Genomic DNA, 21046 nt, shown 5'->3' on the forward strand with positions numbered 1-21046 from the left:
ATTATGAAGAAAAGATTTTTGGTTGCCTTAATGGCTGTAATGACATTGAGTTTTACAAGCTCACAAGTTTTTGCTAAAGAGCAAGTGAAAGAGGAACAAACGAAAGTATTTGTGAACGGTGAAGCCGTTGATTTCACTGTCAAACCTTTGAACGAAAAAGGTACCACGCTAGTTCAATTTAAACCGGTATTTGAAAAGTTAGGACTGAAAGTTATTTGGAACGAAGAAACTCAAACGGTAACAGGGTCTACATATGATTTAGATATTGAGCTTACGATTGGCAGTAAAACGGCTTTTGTTAATGGTGAGAAGAAAGTGCTTACCGTTGCTCCTACAATTGTAAAAGATGTGACCATGATCCCTCTACGTTTCGTTGGCGAAACATCCGGTAAGGATGTAAGCTGGGATGGCAGAACGAAGACGGTATATATTGCTTCCACAAAGGAACAAATTCTACATGTGATTGATCAGAACTTATTCTACTCCCAAAATGAAGATTTGGAAGGATATATGTCTACAATTGATCCAAGTACACCTGGTATTGAACAGATGAAAGCACAAGTGGGGCAGATAAATGCGATTTATGACCTCAAATACGAATTTAAAAATATAGAAGTAATCAGTGTAGAGAAAGAGAAAGCATCTGTAAAATTAAAACAAACTACTACAAAAGTTTCGGGACCAGAGTTTGGAGATAACCAAATTGACTTGATCATTAATCTGAATAAAGTCAATGGAGAATGGAAAATATCTACTTCTAAAATTGTTAAAATAGATTATCTTAAGCAGGATTTACTAAAAGAAAGTAAAATTACTTTATCAGATGCTGAGCAAAAGAAAGTGTTAGCGGTGATTGAGAAGAATAGGGCATCGGGAGAGAATAAAGACGTGGAAGCATTAAAATCAACATACGATCCTTCATATGAAAATTTAGATGCGTTGATGTCCGGGATGGTGCAAGTTAATGCGGCTTTTGATTTGAAAGCAACGTATTCAAACGTGAAAATAATATCCAATTCAGCTGATGAAGCTAAAGTGTACTATATAAGTACTCTTGTGAAAGTTAAGGGTCCAGAATTCGCTAATTTAAAATCAGAAAGTATCGATACTTTAAAGAAAAGTATAGCTGGTGAGTGGAAAATCATTAAATCAGACAATCTAACGATTGAGTACATTCAATAAAAAAAGCAGCCCATGGGATTCTTTAAATCCTATGGGTATTTTTTTTAGCGCTCCGACAACTTGCAGTATGATTTATTGAGTTAATATTTAAGTGCATTAAATATAATTTTCGTGTTTTTTCTTTTTTTATTTGTTATTAGTTATGCAAATCGCATTATATGATATAATGTTCACTTAGATTATACTTGTACTAATTTCAAGTTAACACAGACGAAGGTTATTGATAGAGGAATTACTCTTAAAGACTTTTAGGAAGCTCGTATGAACGGAGGCAGAAATGATGAAGTCACGACGACATAAATACATCAGTATTATCATATTACTAGGTTTGCTACTTACTGCATGCTCCAATAACAATAGTGGAGTGTTAGAATCTCAACCACCTGAGCAAGAACAAGAGGATCTTAGTGAACTTGGACAGACATTGAATGTAGTTCCAGTATCCACGCCTTCTGAAGCACAAGAACAGGAACAATATCAGATTCAGACTCGATTAGTTGATTTCCATTTACTTAACGAGACGACTGGGCTAGCATGGGGACTAACAAGAAATTCGATAAGGCTTTATTCTACCGTAGATCGTGGAGGCACTTGGGTTAACATTTCTCCCGCAGCGAATGTACAATTTACTGCTAACCCGAAATATGGAACAGATGTGTTCTTCATAGATAAGAATAACGGTTGGATTGTTCGTAATGGTAAAGGAACCCAAGAAACGGTCGTACTTCGGACGACAAATGGAGGGCTTCATTGGAAGATATCCTCTTTACCTAAATCGGATGATATCAAAGGAATCTCCTTCACAACCATTACCCGTGGGTGGATTCTTACATCATCAGCTTCTTCCATGGGGAAAGAGGAGAAATACCTTTACAGAACAGATGACGGTGGAGCAAATTGGAAGAAGATTATGCAGAGTACTGAGGCACCATACGATTCAAAGGATACGCCGTTTGCCATTCCTAATAAAGGCTACATCATGGATATGTCTTTTGTAGATTCTCTGCATGGTTTTGTAACCCTACAAGACAAAGGGTTCTCCGCATTATATACGACAAAGGATGCCGGAAAGTCATGGGCGTTAGTCCCTAACTTCATTGATCGTGACAAAATGGATTCATGTAGTTCACTGTCCTTGGGAAATCCTGAATTCACAGGGGACGCAAGTAATAATGGGTTTATTCCTTTGGCTTGCACAGTAGGAGAGCGTACGAAATTTAATGGTTACTTTACATCTGACAAAGGTGTGACTTGGAAATTATCACCTTTTGATGTGAAATGGGCAAAGGGCTTGAATCAAATGTTGAGTCCTGTGTTTTTAAATAATAATGAAGGATGGTATCTTCAAGAATCTATTATTTATCACACAATAAACCAAGGTAAGACGTGGGAGTCGTTACCCATAAGTAGCACATTGCAAAAATACATCGAGATGTATCCTAGTATTGTCAAAATGGAATTTATCTCTTCCAAATCAGGCTGGATATTGTTAGAGAATGTTGAGAATAAGCGGTCACTATTGTTACAGACCTTGAACGGCGGTGTTAGTTGGAAAGTGTTGTGAAATTTTAAGTTTCAAAAAATAAAATAAATAAAATTTTAACTTCACCTTCACATTGTGAAAAAAATCACAATAAATAACTTATTTTTATGGTATCTTTAGTTTGTAAACAAGATCTATAAGACGATAGGAGTGGGGAAGATGACAACATTCAATTATGAAACGGACCTAACTAGTAAAAAATTACTTCAATTCTGCTATACATGTGAAGATGCTCATTTATGTGATTCTGAAGAGAAATGTAAAGCTTGTTGGACTGAACATGGAATGTTAGCTGAACAAGATGAAATGAATGAAACGCAAGTATTGATGCAATTGATACATGCGTAACGTATATATAATTAGGATGGTAACCGATGAGTAACACAAAGTGTGCACCAAGCTTTGTATTACTCATTTTTTTTGTATTTAGAATAGATTCGTATTCCTGCGAAGAAATGATCAAGTTCTGAATCGGGTGGCATATACATATTAACGGGGAGCCCAATGTGATATGAACACGTAGTTGTTAATCACAAACGAACATTGTAGACATCCTCTCCAAGCCAACTAACAAAGCTTGTTGTGAAACATATGACTTTGAGGTAGCTATTTCTGTGAGAAATATAAGCAAAGGTTGGCGCATATGAAGGGGGATAAGTATGGGGACTGACTCATTTTGGATGTTCGATTTCGTAGGTACGGTCATACCGATCTTTATCGTTGTGATCATAGGTATATTGTTATTGAGTGCTGGAAAGGGTATATTACAGTGGAATAATAACAATAAACAGCCTCAAATTACTGTAGGATCCTGTATTGTAAGCAAACGAAACGAAGTGAAACAACACCATAATCACCAGAATGATCAGATATCAAGTTACACCCGTACTAGTTATTATATAACCTTTGAGATAGACAGTGGAGATCGAATAGAGTTCGTCGTAAATGGGGAGGAATATGGTCTTTGTGCAGAGGGAGATATGGGGCAATTAACGTTTCAGGGAACCCGCTATATGGGATTTCATCGTAATCTTCGGTTTACAGCACAGGTAGATGGACGGTCCGAGCGAAGAGGATATGAGTAAATAGCATGCCGCCTTAACATAAGGCGGCTTTTAATTTGTGAATTAATTGCGAAAAGGAGGCCAACATGTCTCACTTATTGCATTATCAGAAAAGATCATTCATTATCAATAAATGAAACTAGTTTATTGTAGAAAGGCGGACAATTATTAATGTACGACATTATTTGCGCGATCGTATTAGGTATTGTAGAAGGTTTGACGGAGTTTCTGCCTGTTTCTTCTACGGGTCACTTGATTCTCGCGAGTGATCTTCTCGGCTATGAAGGGAAAGCTGCCGATACGTTCAAAATCGTCATTCAGCTTGGAGCGGTATTAGCGGTACTTATACTATATTGGAAACGATATATGGACATGTTGAAAGGCTTAGTTACTTTCAATTTCTCTACCAAAGGGAAGCTGAACGCTATTCATTTGATCATTGCTATGATCCCTGCACTTATTACGTATCTTATTTTCAAAGATTTCATTAAAGAAGTTTTATTCGGTCCAGGTCCCGTACTGATTGGCTTAATTATAGGCGGCGTGCTTATGATTGTTGCTACTCAAGTTAAGAGAACGGTAACTGCCGAGGAATCCGACGATATTAGTTACAAGCAAGCTTTTGGGATCGGAATGTTTCAATGTTTTGCGCTGTGGCCGGGTTTCTCCAGATCAGGGTCGACCATCTCAGGTGGGATGCTGTTTGGTACTAGCCAGAAAGCAGCAGCAGATTTCACATTCATGATTTCGGTTCCTGTTATGCTAGGTGCAACAGTGCTAGATATGTATGATGCTCGTGAATATTTGACCACAGATGATTTGGTATTATTCTTGATCGGCTTTGTCGTTGCCTTCTGTGTAGCCATGATTGCAGTGGTCACATTCTTGAAACTGATAAAACGCCTTAGATTGGAATGGTTCGCACTATATCGGTTCGTGATTGCGGCGCTATTCTATATCTTAGTGATGATGTAAGAACAAGACACCTCCCATTTTACCGCCAGTAGCGGTTAAAGGGAGGTGTCTTTATATGTGGGATTCTATTTCTATTTATTTACGGTCTGATTATATTCTTGAATCTTGCTTGAAATAGCCTTAGCTGCGTCATCTAACGCCTGTTGAGGCGATTTACTGTTGTTAAGTACCTCTTCAATGGCCGTCTCCGTCAGTTGACGCGCTTCAGGGAATACGCCCATGACTGCACCTTGAGTAGAAAGACTTGGCTTCGTTTGATGAAGCTGGTCGACAGCTGTTTGGAATTGTGGATATTTAGCCAGATTGTCTTTGACAGTCTGCTCATCATATGCCTTTTTAGTGATAGGGAAGTATCCAGTATTGATATGCCAGTTAGCTTGTGTTGAGGGTTGTGCTAGGAATTTGATGAATTCCCATGCGCCTTGTTGTTCTTCCTGCGAACGATTATTCATTATCCATAAGCTAGCACCACCTACTACAACGCCGCCATCATTAGAACCCTCAGGTTTAGGTAAGAAGGCAGTACCCACTTCGAATTTACCTTCTGTTGAACTAACGATCCCACGAAGAGAAGCTGTAGAATCAAGTGTCATCGCAATTTGTCCCGCAGCGAATGCTTTCTTGGTATCGTCGGTTTTACGCCCAAGATTAATAATCGATTTGTCATCTAACATTTGCTTCCACCACGTTAGGATTGAGACGCCTGCTTCACTATTTAACAAAGAGGACGTAGCAGGGGAAGTACGGCCATTCCCATTGTCGATGAGTTCCTTTCCTTGATTAGCTAACAACTGTTCCATAAACCATCCGTAGATCGCAAAGGATGCACCTGATTTACCTTCAGTCGTTAATGCCTTTGCAGCTTTTGCGACGCCTTCATACGTGGTTGGAGGTTTCTCTGGATCTAGACCGGCTGCTTTGAAGGCATCTTTATTGTAATAAAGAATTGGATTGGAAGTATTAAATGGCATCGAATATAACTGATTATCAAATGTGTAATAGTTCAAAATATTAGGTTCAAGTGAAGTTGTGTCATAGTTTTCTTTGTCTATGAAGGTTTGCATTGGAGTTACCGATTTGGTATCAATCATGAAGCGACTGCCGATCTCATATACCTGCATTAACGTTGGGCTGCTCTCGGAATCCATAGCAGCTTTCAACTTGTTTAAACTCTCATCATAGGTGCCTTGAAAGACCGCTTCAACCTGAACTGCTTGTTGTGAGTTATTGAAATCAGATACAAGTTGATCCAATTTCTTTCCTAGCTCGCCACTCATGGAATGCCACCATACCACTTTAACCGGTTCGGTATTCTTTACCGATTCCACCACAGTTTCACTACCTGAATTAGTCTTGGTTGTATCACTAGATGCGTTATTACTGATCGTTGACCCACAAGCAGAAGTCAGCAACATCATACATACGATAAATAGTAGTGCCATAGGTCGTCTACGCATTGCTTTTAAATTCATGGTTTCTTTGTTCTCTCCCTTTTGGATCATTAATTTTATCTGAAATTAGACATGTCCCATAACAAGAATGTTCTAATGTCGGAACGCATGTAGAATAACCTGGGTCGAGTCAAGTACATTCTCAGCCCTTAAGTGCTCCAGCAGTAATACCCCGCACAAGCGGCTTCAAACCAAGAACGAGTAATAATAGAGAAGGAATCATGACGGTAACTACACCCGCTAAGACCAGATTCCATGACGTCATTTCTTCAAACTGTAGCATGCTGATCCCAATTTGAACGGTTCGCATTTCTTCCTTGTTCGTAATGAGTAGCGGCCATAAATACATATTCCAGTGATTCAAGAATGAATAAACGCCGAGTGTCGCGATCGCTGGTGTAGAAAGCGGTAGTACAAGTGAAAGAAAGATACGAACATGTCCGCAGCCATCTATACGTGCAGCTTCAAACAATTCCCCTGGTAACTGTAAGAAGGATTGTCTTAATAGAAACGTACCAAATGCAGATGCGACAAAGGGTATGATCAGTCCTGTATAACTATCTAGTAGATTCCAATTTTTAATGGTCAGATAATTGGGAATCATGATGACCTCCCAAGGGATCATCATAGTAGCGAGAAACAAGGCGAACAGAAATGTTTTACCAGGAAATCGAAGGAATGCAAATGCATACGCTGCCGTACTTGCGGTTACGATCTGCCCTAGCATAATGAGCGTGGATACAATGAAGCTGTTTCCAATGAAACGCAGGACAGGAATAGTCTGAATAACACTCATATAATTGTCCCAGTTAAGATGGCTTGGCAACATTCTGGGCGGATAGGTTGCGGATTCCCCGTTGGTCATGAATGAAGATGACAGTGTATACAACAAAGGGAACAAGATGAGACAAGAAGCTATAAGTAACACTAAATACAGCAGACCTTTATTCATCCGATTCATGATCATTGATAATGCACCTTCTTCTCTAAGACCTTGAATTGAATCAACGTAAGAATGAGTACTATGAAGAACAGAAGCAAGGCTTGTGCGCTACCTGTTCCAAATCGATAATTCACAAAGGCATCCTGATAAATATTGAACACCATGACGTTGGTACTGTTCATGGGTCCACCTTTTGTCAAAATATTGATCTGTCCAAATGCTTGAAATGCACCAATCATAGATACAACCGTGACAAAAAATATAGAAGGTGTAATTAGAGGAATCGTTAAGTTAAAGAAGGTACGTAGAGGTCCCGCTCCATCGATCTGCGCACTGTCATAGATATCTTCTGAGACGCCTTGCATCCCACTCAGTAATACAATGAATTGAAAACCTAGGTTCATCCACACAGTCATGAGTGCGATAGATAGGAGCGCCCAGTTAGGGTCTGAGAGCCAATTGATGGGAGCAATATGTAACAGACTAAGGAAGTAGTTCAGTGTTCCCAGTGTCGGATGGTATAGAACCATCCAGATGATGGACCCTGTACCTACAGAGATCGCCATAGGCAACGAGAATACAAAACGAAATAGTTGTACTCCCCGTAATCGGGTGTGCGCAAGCCATGCAAGAATAAGCGAGAGTATAATACCTGTAGGCACAGTTAAAAGGATGAAGCTCAAGGTCACGGTAATGCTTTTGTAAAAAAGTTCTGATGTCAGTAAGTCAGTGAAGTTACGGAGACCTACGTACTGAACGACACGGCCACGGGGGTCCGTCAAATTCATGCTCAAGTACACAGATTTGATAAGAGGATAGAAGAGGAAAATACTGAACAACAATAAAGATGGTGCAAGAAATACAAACGCTAGTATGCGTTCTAACCATCGATTGGTTCGCATGGAGCGGGTAGAAAATGCAGGGAGTAAGGTCGTTCTTTTCAGTGCGGGTTGGATGATTAGATCCTTTTCCATAATTAGATGTGCCTCGCTCTCAACTAGTCTTAAATCTAAATAGATCATAAATCTTGGTTGTTAGGAGAATGTCATATGAATGTAAAATAACCATTTTTTTAATTTGTCACCATCTAGGCGAATGTACATAAGATACTGTGAAGTTAGAAAGATCATTAACAAGGAGGTGCATTAGATGCCAGTTGTTAAAGCGAATTCTGAAGACATTAAGATGTTAGCACGATTAATGAGAGCAGAAGCGGAAGAGGATGGAGAACCCGGCATGCTTATGGTGGGTAATGTTGGGGTTAATCGAATATTAGGTGATTGTTTAGATTTCAATAGTATACGTAGCATTCCGGATATGGTTTTTCAAAGTCCAGGTGGATTTGAGGCCCCTCAAAAAGGCTATTTTTATCAAGCTGCTCGAGAAAAAGATATCAGACTTGCTGAAAGAGCTATAAGAGGTGAACGTAGATGGCCTGCAAGCAACGCTCTTTGGTTCTTCAGACCAGTAGGGGAGTGCCCTGCTACTTGGTACAATCAACAAAACACAGGAAGATATAAAGCGCATTGCTTCTTTACTCCAACGCCCTCGGATTGTCCGACAGTCTATTAACTTGTACACAACCATTAATCATTGTTTTACAATATAAGGAGGAATTATAATTATGACTATGCAACCTTTTCAACCGGTATCTTATCAAATTGGTAACGAACGTGGAGGGTTTGGTGGACAAATGAACCCAGGTATGGGAGGGTCATATATGATGCCACCTCAAGTACCTGCTGGAAACCCAATGACACCACAAGGGAATGTTATTCCAACGAATGCCCCTGTATACGAGCAATCCTATGTTGAGAATATCTTGCGTTTGAATCGTGGGAAAATCGGAACATTCTATATGACCTACGAGAATAATAAAGAATGGAATGCCAAGATCTTCAAAGGTACAGTAGAAGCTGCAGGTCGAGACCACATCATAATCAGTGAAGCAACGGGTAAAAGAGTCATCTTGTTAACGATTTACTTAGATTATATTACGTTTGATGAGCCAATTAATTATCAATACCCTGGAACACAAGGTAGTCAAGTTCAACCTAGACGTTAATTTAATGTAGCAATATGCCAAAAGGGGTGCCATATCGTCGCAATTGACGAAGGCACCCCCTTTTAGTGTGTAAAATTGCTGTTTTCACAATAAAAGTCATTGTTTCTGTGAAATACAGTCATACCCTAGTGTTTGACTGTGTAATGTATAACTATATAATTAAATATAAGGTTTAAATTGAGAGTAACTGGGAGATGAGTCGCTTGGGAAATTGAAGCTGCAATATGTAGCCTTATTTTTTAAATCGCATAACATTTTTGAAAAACGAAGGAGGTGTACCTATTCGTCAGTGAAGGATTACGATGAATAGGTTAAAGATTGAACCCATTACCGAGTGAAATATATTTAATTTGGGTTATTGTTTTAATATTATTAAATGGTTTTTTCGTCTCAGCTGAATACGCTATGGTAAAAGCAAGGAGTAGTCGAATCGATACACTTGTAGCGGACGGACGTAGAGGTGCAATATTAGCAAGAAACATAACGAATAACCTAGAGTCATACTTATCAGCCTGTCAACTTGGAATTACACTATCATCATTAGGACTTGGATGGATTGGTGCACCGGCTATCGCACGATTATTACAACCACTATTTAATTTGCTTGGTTATAGCGAGCCAGTAATACAGGGTATTTCGGTAACCGTAGCATTCATCATTATTACAGTACTTCATATTGTATTAGGTGAATTAGCACCCAAAGCGTTAGCCCTGCGAAAGTCAGACTCAGTAACATTATTGTCAGCTGCACCGATCACCTTATTTTACAAAATAATGTCGCCATTTATCTGGTTACTGAATGGATTAGCAAATCTTATATTGAAATTCTTACACATTACACCTGAATCCGAACAAGATTCCGCTCACACGGAGCAAGAAATACGGATCTTGATGAATGAAAGTAATAAAAGTGGACTGATCAATAATACAGAACTCGCACTTGTAAATAACATCTTCGGGTTTGCGGAGACGACTGCACGAGAGATCATGATCCCTCGAACGGAAATGATCTGCCTTTACAAACATGTTCCAAGAGAAGAGAACATAGAAATTGCATATGATGGGATGAGAACTCGTTATCCTCTGTGTGATGGAGATAAAGATAATATTATCGGTTTTATTCATATCAAAGACTTGTTAAGAGCGAATGATATTGAATACCCTAACATTGTTCGGCCTATTATTACGGTTCCTGAGTCTATCCATATCAGTGCATTACTCAAATTAATGCAACGAGGCAAGTCTCAAATCGCCATATTGATTGATGAGTATGGTGGGACTTCGGGTCTTGTAACGATGGAAGACATCATGGAGGAAATTGTAGGCGAAATTCAGGACGAATTCGACGAAGAACGTCCAGGGATTGAGAAGATAAGAGATGACGAATACTCTATTGATGGACTGATGTTAATCGATGAGATCAATGAACGCTTCGGACTGGAGATGGACACTAACGATTATGACACAATCGGCGGTTGGCTCTATTCTCGACTTGAAACGATTCCTCCTCAGAAAGGTCAATCCGTGGAATTCGACAATCATATATATATCGTGGATGAAACGGATAATAAACGTATCTCCCGAATTCAATTACTTAAAAAACAGCTTTTGGAAGGAGAAGGAGCATAGAAAGTTAAAACCTTCTCTATAATTTTTTTAAAATATTTCGTAGAAAAATGTAACTTTCCTCTCGTAAGAAGCGTTTGTACTATATACCAGGATATTATCCATACAAAGAGAGGAAGTTTTATCTATGAAAAGAATCATGCCAAAGAAGTTTTTAACATTAACACTCTTAATTGCGCTAGTAAGTATGCTGTTCTCCGTTCAAGTGAGTGCTGCGGACGCGCAAGAGACACTAGAGCCAGGTGCACTAACGACACCTCCTCCAACATCGGAGAGCATACTGCCTCTCTCCATTAATCCTAGCTTCAAATACCTTTATGATTCAAAACTTTCACTAAATAATGTGGGTAACTTGAATGTAAGAATTGATGTAAGTACTATGGCTTATGAGACTGTGAACTCAATTGGTGCTGATGTATCTATAGAGCGCTGGACAGGTTCCAATTGGTTAACCATTCAAACTAGGTATCTATCGTCTGTCTCAACAGACTTTTATAGTGGGAGTGCTGATTTCACGGTGACGTCAGGTTATTATTACCGAGCTAAAAGTAATCACTGGGCGACAAAAGGGAATGTGAAAGAAGAATTTACGGCTTACACGTCATCCATGCTGGTAACGAATTAGGGTAGACATAACAAATAAAGGATAGTATCAGTGAACTGATACTATCCTTTTACTTATTCTTATGACAAACTATTTTCTTTCATTTATTATTCAGATGCACTAAACGTTATAATCTAGTTGTATTTAAAATAAAGTAACCGCCCACTTATGAGTAGGGCAGTTGCTTTATTTTAAGAACAGATGAAGTTAATTGTAAAATAATGCAATCGGAAGAATACCTACATGGGTAGGCTCTCTGCCATCTGTAAAAGCTCTTCCTTCGATACATTCCCATATATCCGGATACTTAATCCATGATATAAGAATTGAATATCATTAAATCGGCCAGGAGTATAGTATGCTTCAATGTCATTCTCTAATGTTAATATCTCTGTGTCTTTTGAACCGGAAGAAGAAGTTACTGTCGGATAAGCCAAAGACTGTAACATTATTCTCATAGATTCATTGTTATCCGTTCGATAGGTCATAGTAACTTGTTCAGACTTCAGAATCGGAGCTGTCTCTGGTAGTTCAGAACTTTTTAACTCAAATCGTTCAGGTATGCTTTGTATGTTGGGATAAACAAAGGATATTTGATCCTGCACTTCTTCAAGTGACAATACTTTGGACTGATACTCCGTCACATTACCCAATGTTACTGAGGGATGGTCCTGGGTTTCGTTAAAATGATCAGGTGGTGCTGATGTTTTGGCATCTTCCAAATTGGCATGGTTACTGGATCCAAATATAATTCTGACAACGCCGTCTCCCCAATCTTTGATGGAAGAATACACAGGAGAACCAGCCTGCGTTATAGCAGGAGGATTGAAAATAATTGCTCCTGCAGTAACAGAGGCAGCAACGACAGCAGCAAGTTGGAAATGGCGCTTTCTTTTTTGGGATTTCTTCAGTTTATGAATCTGGATCTGAACCTTGTTCCAAGATTCTTTTTTTGATTCCTCCGAAGTGAGACTAGATGAGGACGCTGAGACATCAAAGGCGTCATCAAACCATTGATCAAATCTTCCGTTGTTCATCTAGTACACCCCATTCTTTATGCATCATTTTCTTAATGTTCTCCCGGGCTCGGAAGAGTCTTTGCTTAATGATATCTTCACGAATATCTAGAAGTTCAGACATTTCCCTGTACGATAATCCTTGTTTCCAACGGTATTCAATTAATACGCGAAACTCCGGCTTCAATGAATTGATATAAGATAGGATGGAGTCCTCCATCATCTTACTCTCCACGGAATGCTCAACAGAGACTGGTGATTGTAATACTTCATCTATATATGTATAAACGCTGTCAATATCTAGTTGGTTACGGTGTTTTTTGTTTTTTCTTAAAAAATTTATGGAAGTATTTCTTGTAACTACTTTTAACCAAGCTTTTAGTTTGATCTCATTCTCAAATACGGGCTTCTTCGTAATTATCTTTATAAAAGCATCTTGGATAATATCTTCTGTAGTCGCATGGTCTTTAACAATACAATAGATCATGCCATAGACGTATTCATAATACTCATAATAGATCTTTTCTTGTAGTTGCTCACTAATTTGATTGAAATCTGCTGCTATTAAAAGATTTAAATGGTTCGACATGATACTCTCCTCTCTAACAAAGACCTTTCTAGGTGAAAGTGGTAATATTTTCATTCGTATTCATTCTACATTATTTACTGGGGAAGTGCCTATTTAATTTCATAGTTTGGATATGTGGATACGCGTTGGATAACGTAATAGTACATGGTATGATATATCTTATTAATACAACATAGAAGTGAGGCAACTACAAATACTAGGGGGAACTCATGAACACTCAATATTCTGCATATGAAACCGACTTCCATGGAGAAAAAGCGATATGGCTTAAGCACGGTCGCTTAGAAGCAGCTGTGTTACCTGAGATAGGTGGTAACCTAATCTTGTTCCGTGATACAGAGAAGGGATACAACTTCTTGCGTGAACCGCAAGTAGATGAAATGGAACATTTCAAAGCAAATCCTGGCGTGTATGGAATTCCTATTCTGTTCCCACCCAACCGTTTCGAGGATGGTAAATTGCCGTGGGAGGGTAAAGTGTACCAGTTACCTATTAACGAGGAATCTAATGGAAATCATATACATGGGTATATGCATACTCTTTCGTGGGATGTGGTTCATTTCTCATCGAATTCATATGAGAGTAAGGTCGTTCTTTCACAAACCGTGAGCGAAGGCCATTTATATAAAAAGTACTTCCCTTTTGAATTCATCATAACATTATGCTATACCCTTAGTGACAACGGACTTCAACTTCAGGTAACTGTCAAGAATGAAGGGCAAGAACGGATGCCCAATTTAATTGCTTTTCACACAGCTATTAATGCGCCATTTGTTCCTGATAGCAAGGCTTCAGACTATCGTGTGAAGATCACGATCGATGAGCGAATAGAACTTGGTGATCGTACATTGCCAACAGGTCATATCCTTCCACTAAGTACGGATGAAGAGCTAATGAAGGGTGAAGGCGTTAATCCTTACTTTGATAGCCTAGATAACCACTATACATCACGTCCTCAGAATGGTCGTAATATGATGAAACTTACGGATATAAGAACAGGTGATAAGCTTATTTATGATGTGGGTACATCCTATAAGCACTGGATGATTTGGAATAACGGTGCATGTGGACAGTTCTTCTGTCCTGAGCCGCAAATGAACCTTGTAAATGCACCTAACATTCAAGGCAGAGACGCTGAAGAGATTGGGTTGATTGGCATTGCACCTGGTGAGAGCTGGCAAGAGACGAGTCGTTTGTATTACATTCAGGGGTAATGACACAAAAAGATAGGTAGCGTAAAAGCTACCTATCTTTTTTTATGGTTCCGAGACTCTATAAACACTCATTTTTCCTATAATTGAAGACCACACGTTCTGCAGAAATGATCTGTTGATACTACGGAAGATCCACATTGCGTACAGTGTCGATTTGAATTGACATATTGTGTATGAGAAGCATCCTGCTCATTAAGAGGCGCAGTTTTGACCTTTACAACATGAAATTGTTGTCCGCAAAAAGGGCAATAGGTAGCGTCTGCTGGCAGCATTTTACCGCATCCGCATTCCTTCTGACTCTGAATCTGTTGGATTTTACGCTGCATCTGTGCGATTTCCTGTTCAAGAATTACGATTGCTTTTTGATATTTTTGAATTTCGGCTAACGGAATGGTACTTTCTTTACGTGCAACGGATTGGTGGACGATACGGCCAATAGCGGCATAATTTTTATCTATTTCTTTTTCCTTCGTTGTCATTTGAATTTTTAAAGTAGCCGCTTCAACGGTATTCTGTGCTTTTTTGCTAACATCGGTGACACCTTGTTTCATTTTATTGAAGAAGTGTGACATCCTGATCCTCCTTTTAGGGACTATTAGTATGGAATCCCCTTGAACAACTTAAATACACGGTTCATAATTATATTGTATGGTCGATGTATGTCTTGTATGACCTATGACCTTGGATGCTTTCTTAAAATAAGTTAAGTGATTAGATAATAGGTGACATATAAGATGTCACTAATCCATTGCTATAATGAACCCAATAGCATCTTGAAGGGAGGAGCAACATTGAAGAGAGTAGACCGATTAATGGCGATCATTATGGCATTGCAACAACAAGGCGAGACGGCCTCATCCTTGGCGAATAAAATGGAGGTGTCTCGTCGGACTATTTTACGAGATATTCAATCGTTGTCTGAGATGGGTGTTCCTCTGTATGCGATAAGCGGCCCTCAAGGTGGATTTAGACTCATGGAGGGATACCAACTCCCACCACTTCAGCTTAATTCTCAAGAAGCTCTGACTGTATTATTTGCGCTACAAGGCTTAATGCAATATCCAGACACGCCTTTTAACAGCGAACGTTGGACGGTAAGAGACAAGATCAAGAATATCCTTCCAAAGAATATGGTCGAACAGATTCATCCACTGCTTCAAACATTGGAAATGAATGTTCCTTCTCGGAATTATGTAACACCATACTTGTCACCATTAATATTGCTAACAGCAGAGTCCAAGTGGATCTCTACACTTTACAAATCCATGAATCATCATAGAAGACTCATTCTTCAGCCTTATAAAGTTTATGCTGCACACGGATTCTGGTATTGTGAGGCTTACTCTTCTACACATGGAGAGACAAGGACTTTTAGAGTAGATCGCATGGAGGAAGTTGTAGAAGAACAGCCTCAAGAGATTCCACAACTTAAATCCTTACACGATCAAGAACATAAGAAAGAACAAGTACCCTTACATATTCGTGCAAAATTGACTTACAAAGGAATGCTTCAGGTTGAGCGAGACGAGCATATCGGAGAGTGTATTAGATCTATAGGTGAAGATGAATGGTTGGCTGAATGTGATCTACCAGCTTCAGAGATTCCTTAGGCTGTTCAATTGTTCTACTCGCTTGGAATGGATGCAGAAGTTATTGAACCTACGTCACTTAGAGACGAAATCCGTTCTAAATCAAGAGAAGTATATGATCGATATAACCAATAGTCTAATAATTAAGGAGATGGAAATAGATGAAGATAGAAGCTGATCATGAATATGAAATCATCCAGACCTATGAGGAGGCAACTCAGCTTATCGAACGTGTGGGTATTCTTCCTCTTGCATCACTGATACCAGGGCACCCTTCTCTGGGAAGTGTGACTGAATCAAGTCAATGGCATTCAGGTACAGACCAAGATCCTTGGTCGTGGAGAGTTCGATTCCCTGGGGATGGTTCAGCCGCTTATGGGAAAATGCTCAAAAAGAAAGCAATTCTCGTGTCACGCGAATGGTTTCCATATGTTCATAAAGTGCTGGGCCTACCAAACGTGCCAGATACCCGTTATAGGGAAGGTTTATTATCCAAAGCGGCATTAGATGTATATCAATGTATTCAGCAAAATGAAGGTATTGATACGCGCGAATTGCGTTCTCAAGCAGGCATGAAAGCCAAAGAAATGAAATCTACATTCGATAATGCTCTAATTGAATTACAAGGGAATCTAGATATCGTTATCTCAGGGATTAAGGAAAGAGTAAATGAGCTAGGCGAAGTAAATGGTTGGAATAGCACCTCTTATGAAACGGTAGAACATTGGATGGTGTCTGCAGGTATTAAAGAACTATCAATAAGTCGTGAGGAAGCAGCTTCTGTATTACAAGATAAACTTGAGAGCGTATGTAGTCTAGAGGCCATTACATATCTTCGGAAACAATTTCATTTATCATAATTTGAAAAGGGGTTGAGGTCATGTTGACGTCAGAACAAAGCGAGCTTGCAAGAACGTTTATATATTCAAATGCTAGATTACTGGACCGCAAAAGATATGAATTCCACTTCGAAGGCGGAACTGTAGAGTCCGTTCTGAGAACATTAAGGATGTATCAAAATCCAGATGGTGGATTTGGAAATGCACTTGAGCCAGATATTCGGACAGCTAGTAGTCAGCCTATTCCGACTGAAATGGCGCTTCTGATTATGGATGAGATAGATGCATTCGATCCTGACATCCTTGAAGGGATTGTATCCTATCTTCAGCAAATTACAATTCCTACAACGGGTGGAGCTCCACGTGCATTCTGTAGTCTGAATGCAGATCCGCATGCCCCATGGTGGACAACGGAGGAAGATCATATAGCCTCAATGAATCCAACGGGATCAATACTAGGATTACTATATAAACAGTCTGTAATAACTTCATTCTATAAGGAACCATGGTTCGAACAATCCGTTCAATTTGTTTGGGATAATATGACTAAGATAGATACCAAAGACTATCATGATCTGATTCAATGTATTACATTCCTAACGAATACGCCTGATCGAGAACGTGCAACTCCTATGCTGCTCTGGTTAAATGAACAACTGCAACAAGAAGGAACGATTGAACTGGATCCCGAAGCGGGTGGATATGTCCATAAAGTATTGGACTTCGCCCCTTCCTCAAGTAGCTACTGTCGTCAATGGATATCTTCAGAGATCGTAACCCAGCACTTAATTGCCTTAGCTAATGAACAACAAGAGGATGGTGGATGGCCCATCAGATGGCCTGCACTTAGTCCAGGGAATGAAGCAGAGTGGAGAGGTTCCATAACAGTTGATCGTTTGCTTACGCTGCGAGAATAATTACACGAGAATACAAGAAAAGGCTGAGTATCCCCAGATGGGAGAACTCAGCCTTTTCTGTTTACAACGCGTGAGAAAACGGCTCTACGCTTAATGAAGATAGATTTATCCCTAAAAGTAACCCATCCTAAATTCGGTGAAAGTCTCCGTCTTAAGGCGGAGATAACAACCCGTCTCGCGTCTGTTGTTGGTCACTTCTAAAACATCTATATTTAACAAAGTACATAGGAGATACCATATTTTTGAAAAGGGGATTGAAAAAATGTCATGGTTAACAAAGTGGTCGTTTGCAAATAAAGCGGCCGTAGGATTACTGATTGTTATGGCGCTTGTAGTTGGGGTGATTAGTTACACGACACTACCGATGGAATTCATGCCTGAGGCGGATAATCCGCAGGTTAGTGTTATGGTCATGGGACCGGGGCAGAACGCCGGATCTATGGAGAGTAACGTTACTAAACCGATTGAAAGTGCTGTCGGTGTTGTGAAAGGGAAGAAAGAGATACTCTCCACTTCAGGAGAAGGTTATGCGAAGATCGATATTTATTATGACTCTAAGACGAATATGAAAGAGGCCTCACAAGAGGTTCAAAAAGCAGTGGATCAATTGCAGTTCCCTGAAGGTGTGATGAGACCCTTCGTGCTTCAATTGAATACTTCCATGATACCCATTTCTCAAATCACGGTTTCATTTGATGAAGGCTTGACTGAGGATAATCTGGAAATTGCGGAAACAACGATACTCCATGAGTTACAAAATATAAAGGGTCTATCGAATGTTGGGCTTTATGGAAGACCGAATTCACAGATCAACGTTCGTGCAGACGAATCGAAGATGGCACAAAAGGGAGTCACATTCTCACAACTGATGAGTGTACTCAAAGGTCGTAACGTATCTGCTTCCGTCGGAGAACAAACGCTTGGCGGACAAAGCGGTAACGTAAACGTTATATCTAAGATTGATAGTATCGATACGTTGAAGAAACTTCCGGTAATGGAAGGTGTTACACTCCAAGATATAGCAACGGTAGAGCTGAAACAAGATCGTGAGAGTATTAGTCGATCCAACGGTAAGGATGTACTATTCGCTGTGGTAACTAAAGAAGCGAATGCCAATGCAGTGGACGTCGGCAATAAAGTGCAGGAAGTCGTTGATAATATTAATAACATAGTAACAAATGCAAATGTAGCTGTCGTATTTAGCACTTCGGACATGGTTGTTGACTCGGTTAACAGTATGATGCGTGAAGTTCTCATGGGGGCGTTGTTTGCGACCATCATCATTTTATTGTTCCTGCGTAATTTACGTGCGACGTTAGTTACAGTAATATCCATTCCGCTGTCCCTAGCGGTAACCTTGTATTTGCTGAAAGTATCTGGTGTGACCCTGAACATTATTACACTAGGGGGCGTTGCTGTAGCAGTAGGCCGTCTGGTGGATGATAGTATTGTAGTCATTGAAAATATTTACCGTAGAATGCAAAAGGAACCCTTCTCTGTTGAGATGGTGATTAATGCAACCAAAGAAGTAGCTCAGGCCATTACTTCTTCTACGATTGCTACAGTTGCCGTGTTTCTACCGATGGGACTACTAAGAGGTGGACTGCAGGCTTTCCTTCTACCTTTTGCGTTAACGATAACGTATTCACTACTTACATCGTTGGTAGTCGCACTGACCGTGGTTCCTTTACTAAGTTCATGGTTACTTCGGGATTCTCGGCTTAAAGAAGATAAACCTTCTAAAAAGTTTGGATTGTTTCTACAGTGGAACCTTCGTCACAAATGGGTAACTCTTTCTATTGCATGCTTCGTATTCGTAGCATCCATTGGAGCATATGTATTTATGCCCAAGGGCGCTCTAGATGCATCCGATGCGGGTTATGTCGCGGTGAAATTATCATATCCGAATGATGTTCCCGTTAAAGAGGTTCTTGAGAATGGTAAGAAACTTGAAGAATTTATGATGAAACAAGATCAGGCTGATACCGTGCTGCTTCAATACGGAAATAGTGCTGATATGGCACAGTGGGGAAATGTATCCTCACTCGCAGAGGTTAACTTTACCGTTATGATGAAGGAAAACGCTGATGCACAAGTGTTCATGGAACAAGTTCGTGCACAAAAGCAAAACTATGATGGAGCAACTGTGACAGCTAATGAGACTAGCATCATGGGTTCTGGTTCAACTACTGAATATGTTGATATTGTAGGTGATGATATAACAGCAATCTCATCTGTTGCGAAGGAAGTTAAGGCTAAGTTACAAACGGTGGATGGAGTAGAAAAGGTCACCAGTAGCGGTGATGATACAAAACCAGTATTTGCATTCAAAGTTGATCCACTTGCGGCCAATGGTCAAGAAATCGCAATGCAAGTAGGTGCTATGCTTAACCCCGTTCCGATTGGGCAAATTGAAATAGATCATGTCTCAACGGCAGTCGTATTGGAACCTGCGGTTCAACCTAAAACAGAGCAAGACCTAAGCGGCATGATGTTAATGACTGCTAATGGACCAGTACCATTATCCAAGCTTGCGTCACTTGAAGTACGTAACGAACCAGCTATGATCTATCACAAAGAAGGGAAGAAATACTTACGAATTACTGCAGCAATAGATCCAAAGTTGGTATCTGAGATTGGTGCCAATATCAAAAAGGAAATTGATTCAATCAAAGTTCCCGATGGCGTACATGTAATAGCTGGTGGTGCTTCTGTTGACCAATCAGATGATTTCGGTGACTTGGGGATGACTGCGTTGATCTCGATTGGATTGGTATATCTGATCATGGTGCTTACGTTCAAGACGTTACGTGCACCGCTTGCGATTATGTTCTCGCTTCCGTTAGCGGCGATTGGAGCGATTGTTGGACTGCTTGTATCAGGCGTAACACCTGACTTCACAGCCATGTTCGGTGCGCTGATGCTCATTGGTATCGTCGTAACGAATGCTATTGTCCTCATTGACCGGATTAAACATAATGAGCAGTATATGACCGTTCGTGAAGCCATTATCGAAGCAGCATTAACACGGATGCGCCCAATATTAATGACAGCTATTGCCACAATATGTGCTATGCTACCGCTCGTATTTGGTCATTCAGAAGAGGGCAGTATCGTATCACAAAGTCTAGCAATTGTCGTGATCGGAGGCTTAACAGCCGCAACCGTCCTGACATTGATCGTCATACCTGTAATTTATGAACTATTCTACTTCCGTAAGTCTGCTAAACAACGTAAAGGGAAGGTTGATTCGGCAACTAACGCAGCGAGCTTATAAAGAATCAAATTTAAAATTGATTCTTTATGTAGGCTTCGAGAGTATAATATGAAACACAATAAAAGGCTGAGTCCCCCATATGGGAGAACTCAGCTTTTTATGTTCTCACTATTCATAATGCAATCGGACCATAAATCACTAATACTGGCACT

At 39.9% G+C, this 21046-nt stretch carries 21 protein-coding genes; 15 read left to right on the plus strand and 6 right to left on the minus strand.

Going from position 1 to position 21046, the window contains the following annotated elements; genetic code table 11:
* The first annotated feature begins 3 nt into the window (after positions 1-3).
* The 5 genes from PGLA_RS12255 (at position 4) to PGLA_RS12275 (ending at position 4764) form a co-directional block, all read left to right on the plus strand.
* Positions 4-1182: a copper amine oxidase N-terminal domain-containing protein gene (locus PGLA_RS12255; RefSeq protein ID WP_068533078.1), complete on the plus strand. Its 1179-nt coding sequence runs from the start codon at positions 4-6 to the stop codon at positions 1180-1182.
* A gap of 277 nt (positions 1183-1459) precedes the next feature.
* Positions 1460-2746: a YCF48-related protein gene (locus PGLA_RS12260; protein ID WP_068533080.1), complete on the plus strand. Its 1287-nt coding sequence runs from the start codon at positions 1460-1462 to the stop codon at positions 2744-2746.
* Positions 2747-2884: 138 nt separating this feature from the next.
* Complete coding sequence (locus PGLA_RS12265) at positions 2885-3073, plus strand: hypothetical protein (protein ID WP_068533081.1); 189 nt, start codon at positions 2885-2887, stop codon at positions 3071-3073.
* 311 nt (positions 3074-3384) lie between these two features.
* Positions 3385-3810 (plus strand): DUF2500 domain-containing protein, encoded by a 426-nt coding sequence (locus PGLA_RS12270; protein WP_068533083.1) that lies wholly within the window; start codon positions 3385-3387, stop codon positions 3808-3810.
* A 150-nt stretch (positions 3811-3960) separates the two neighbouring features.
* On the plus strand, positions 3961-4764 hold the full coding sequence (locus PGLA_RS12275; RefSeq protein WP_068533085.1) for an undecaprenyl-diphosphate phosphatase: 804 nt from the start codon (positions 3961-3963) through the stop codon (positions 4762-4764).
* A gap of 71 nt (positions 4765-4835) precedes the next feature.
* On the opposite strand, the gene PGLA_RS12280 is transcribed toward PGLA_RS12275, so the two are convergent.
* The 3 genes from PGLA_RS12280 to PGLA_RS12290 all read right to left on the minus strand — a co-directional run bounded on the left by PGLA_RS12280 (position 4836) and on the right by PGLA_RS12290 (position 8060).
* Positions 4836-6236, minus strand: a complete 1401-nt coding sequence (locus tag PGLA_RS12280; protein ID WP_068533088.1) for an ABC transporter substrate-binding protein — start codon at positions 6234-6236, stop codon at positions 4836-4838.
* 121 nt (positions 6237-6357) lie between these two features.
* Positions 6358-7176 (minus strand): carbohydrate ABC transporter permease, encoded by an 819-nt coding sequence (locus PGLA_RS12285; RefSeq protein WP_425415377.1) that lies wholly within the window; start codon positions 7174-7176, stop codon positions 6358-6360.
* A gap of 2 nt (positions 7177-7178) precedes the next feature.
* Positions 7179-8060, minus strand: coding sequence for a carbohydrate ABC transporter permease (locus PGLA_RS12290; protein ID WP_245699831.1), 882 nt, complete (start codon positions 8058-8060; stop codon positions 7179-7181).
* A 247-nt stretch (positions 8061-8307) separates the two neighbouring features.
* Between PGLA_RS12290 and PGLA_RS12295 the strand changes: the two genes are divergently transcribed.
* The 4 genes from PGLA_RS12295 (at position 8308) to PGLA_RS12310 (ending at position 11474) form a co-directional block, all read left to right on the plus strand.
* Positions 8308-8730 (plus strand): cell wall hydrolase, encoded by a 423-nt coding sequence (locus PGLA_RS12295; RefSeq protein ID WP_068533093.1) that lies wholly within the window; start codon positions 8308-8310, stop codon positions 8728-8730.
* 49 nt (positions 8731-8779) lie between these two features.
* A complete protein-coding gene (gerQ, locus tag PGLA_RS12300; RefSeq protein ID WP_425415378.1) occupies positions 8780-9223 on the plus strand; it encodes a spore coat protein GerQ in 444 nt (147 codons plus the stop codon).
* A gap of 318 nt (positions 9224-9541) precedes the next feature.
* The gene (locus PGLA_RS12305; RefSeq protein ID WP_068533096.1) at positions 9542-10852 is read left to right on the plus strand and encodes a hemolysin family protein; all 1311 of its coding nucleotides are present in this window, start codon (positions 9542-9544) and stop codon (positions 10850-10852) included.
* A gap of 124 nt (positions 10853-10976) precedes the next feature.
* A complete protein-coding gene (locus PGLA_RS12310) occupies positions 10977-11474 on the plus strand; it encodes a hypothetical protein (protein WP_068533098.1) in 498 nt (165 codons plus the stop codon).
* Between the two features lie 218 nt (positions 11475-11692).
* Here the strand turns inward: PGLA_RS12310 and PGLA_RS12315 are convergent, their stop codons facing one another.
* Positions 11693-12490: a DUF4367 domain-containing protein gene (locus tag PGLA_RS12315; RefSeq protein ID WP_068533100.1), complete on the minus strand. Its 798-nt coding sequence runs from the start codon at positions 12488-12490 to the stop codon at positions 11693-11695.
* Positions 12471-13058, minus strand: a complete 588-nt coding sequence (locus tag PGLA_RS12320; protein WP_068533102.1) for an RNA polymerase sigma factor — start codon at positions 13056-13058, stop codon at positions 12471-12473. Before PGLA_RS12320 ends, PGLA_RS12315 begins: the two co-directional genes overlap by 20 nt.
* 209 nt (positions 13059-13267) lie before the next feature.
* Here PGLA_RS12320 and PGLA_RS12325 point away from each other — a divergent pair, with 209 nt between their 5' ends.
* On the plus strand, positions 13268-14272 hold the full coding sequence (locus tag PGLA_RS12325; RefSeq protein WP_068533104.1) for an aldose 1-epimerase: 1005 nt from the start codon (positions 13268-13270) through the stop codon (positions 14270-14272).
* 77 nt (positions 14273-14349) lie between these two features.
* On the opposite strand, the gene PGLA_RS12330 is transcribed toward PGLA_RS12325, so the two are convergent.
* Entirely contained in the window at positions 14350-14844 is a 495-nt protein-coding gene (locus PGLA_RS12330; protein WP_068533106.1) for a double zinc ribbon domain-containing protein, read from the minus strand.
* 219 nt (positions 14845-15063) lie between these two features.
* On the opposite strand from PGLA_RS12330, the gene PGLA_RS12335 reads away from it, so the two are divergent.
* The 5 genes from PGLA_RS12335 (at position 15064) to PGLA_RS12350 (ending at position 20894) form a co-directional block, all read left to right on the plus strand.
* Positions 15064-15882, plus strand: coding sequence for a WYL domain-containing transcriptional regulator (locus PGLA_RS12335; RefSeq protein ID WP_245699835.1), 819 nt, complete (start codon positions 15064-15066; stop codon positions 15880-15882).
* 9 nt (positions 15883-15891) lie between these two features.
* The gene (locus PGLA_RS29920) at positions 15892-15996 is read left to right on the plus strand and encodes a WCX domain-containing protein (RefSeq protein WP_483823621.1); all 105 of its coding nucleotides are present in this window, start codon (positions 15892-15894) and stop codon (positions 15994-15996) included.
* Positions 15997-16022: 26 nt separating this feature from the next.
* The gene (locus tag PGLA_RS12340) at positions 16023-16721 is read left to right on the plus strand and encodes an AlkZ-related protein (RefSeq protein WP_068533107.1); all 699 of its coding nucleotides are present in this window, start codon (positions 16023-16025) and stop codon (positions 16719-16721) included.
* 20 nt (positions 16722-16741) lie between these two features.
* Entirely contained in the window at positions 16742-17617 is an 876-nt protein-coding gene (locus tag PGLA_RS12345; protein ID WP_068533109.1) for a hypothetical protein, read from the plus strand.
* 262 nt (positions 17618-17879) lie between these two features.
* A complete protein-coding gene (locus PGLA_RS12350; RefSeq protein ID WP_068533111.1) occupies positions 17880-20894 on the plus strand; it encodes an efflux RND transporter permease subunit in 3015 nt (1004 codons plus the stop codon).
* Positions 20895-21046: the final 152 nt, after the last annotated feature.

This window comes from Paenibacillus glacialis (genome assembly GCF_001637205.1).
Taxonomy (GTDB): Bacteria; Bacillota; Bacilli; order Paenibacillales; family Paenibacillaceae; genus Paenibacillus_AQ; species Paenibacillus_AQ glacialis.

Bases quoted from the DNA above. Each gene is read 5' to 3' on its own strand.
- PGLA_RS12350 (WP_068533111.1), top strand. From the start codon at position 17,880: ATGTCATGGTTAACAAAGTGGTCGTTTGCAAATAAAGCGGCCGTAGGA.
- PGLA_RS12280 (WP_068533088.1), bottom strand. From the start codon at position 6,236: ATGAATTTAAAAGCAATGCGTAGACGACCTATGGCACTACTATTTATC.
- PGLA_RS12285 (WP_425415377.1), bottom strand. From the start codon at position 7,176: ATGAATCGGATGAATAAAGGTCTGCTGTATTTAGTGTTACTTATAGCT.
- PGLA_RS12265 (WP_068533081.1), top strand. From the start codon at position 2,885: ATGACAACATTCAATTATGAAACGGACCTAACTAGTAAAAAATTACTT.
- PGLA_RS12275 (WP_068533085.1), top strand. From the start codon at position 3,961: ATGTACGACATTATTTGCGCGATCGTATTAGGTATTGTAGAAGGTTTG.
- PGLA_RS12255 (WP_068533078.1), top strand. From the start codon at position 4: ATGAAGAAAAGATTTTTGGTTGCCTTAATGGCTGTAATGACATTGAGT.
- PGLA_RS12325 (WP_068533104.1), top strand. From the start codon at position 13,268: ATGAACACTCAATATTCTGCATATGAAACCGACTTCCATGGAGAAAAA.
- PGLA_RS12310 (WP_068533098.1), top strand. From the start codon at position 10,977: ATGAAAAGAATCATGCCAAAGAAGTTTTTAACATTAACACTCTTAATT.
- PGLA_RS12315 (WP_068533100.1), bottom strand. From the start codon at position 12,490: ATGAACAACGGAAGATTTGATCAATGGTTTGATGACGCCTTTGATGTC.
- PGLA_RS12295 (WP_068533093.1), top strand. From the start codon at position 8,308: ATGCCAGTTGTTAAAGCGAATTCTGAAGACATTAAGATGTTAGCACGA.
- PGLA_RS12340 (WP_068533107.1), top strand. From the start codon at position 16,023: ATGAAGATAGAAGCTGATCATGAATATGAAATCATCCAGACCTATGAG.
- PGLA_RS12290 (WP_245699831.1), bottom strand. From the start codon at position 8,060: ATGCGAACCAATCGATGGTTAGAACGCATACTAGCGTTTGTATTTCTT.
- PGLA_RS12270 (WP_068533083.1), top strand. From the start codon at position 3,385: ATGGGGACTGACTCATTTTGGATGTTCGATTTCGTAGGTACGGTCATA.
- PGLA_RS12320 (WP_068533102.1), bottom strand. From the start codon at position 13,058: ATGTCGAACCATTTAAATCTTTTAATAGCAGCAGATTTCAATCAAATT.
- PGLA_RS12260 (WP_068533080.1), top strand. From the start codon at position 1,460: ATGATGAAGTCACGACGACATAAATACATCAGTATTATCATATTACTA.
- PGLA_RS12345 (WP_068533109.1), top strand. From the start codon at position 16,742: ATGTTGACGTCAGAACAAAGCGAGCTTGCAAGAACGTTTATATATTCA.
- PGLA_RS12330 (WP_068533106.1), bottom strand. From the start codon at position 14,844: ATGTCACACTTCTTCAATAAAATGAAACAAGGTGTCACCGATGTTAGC.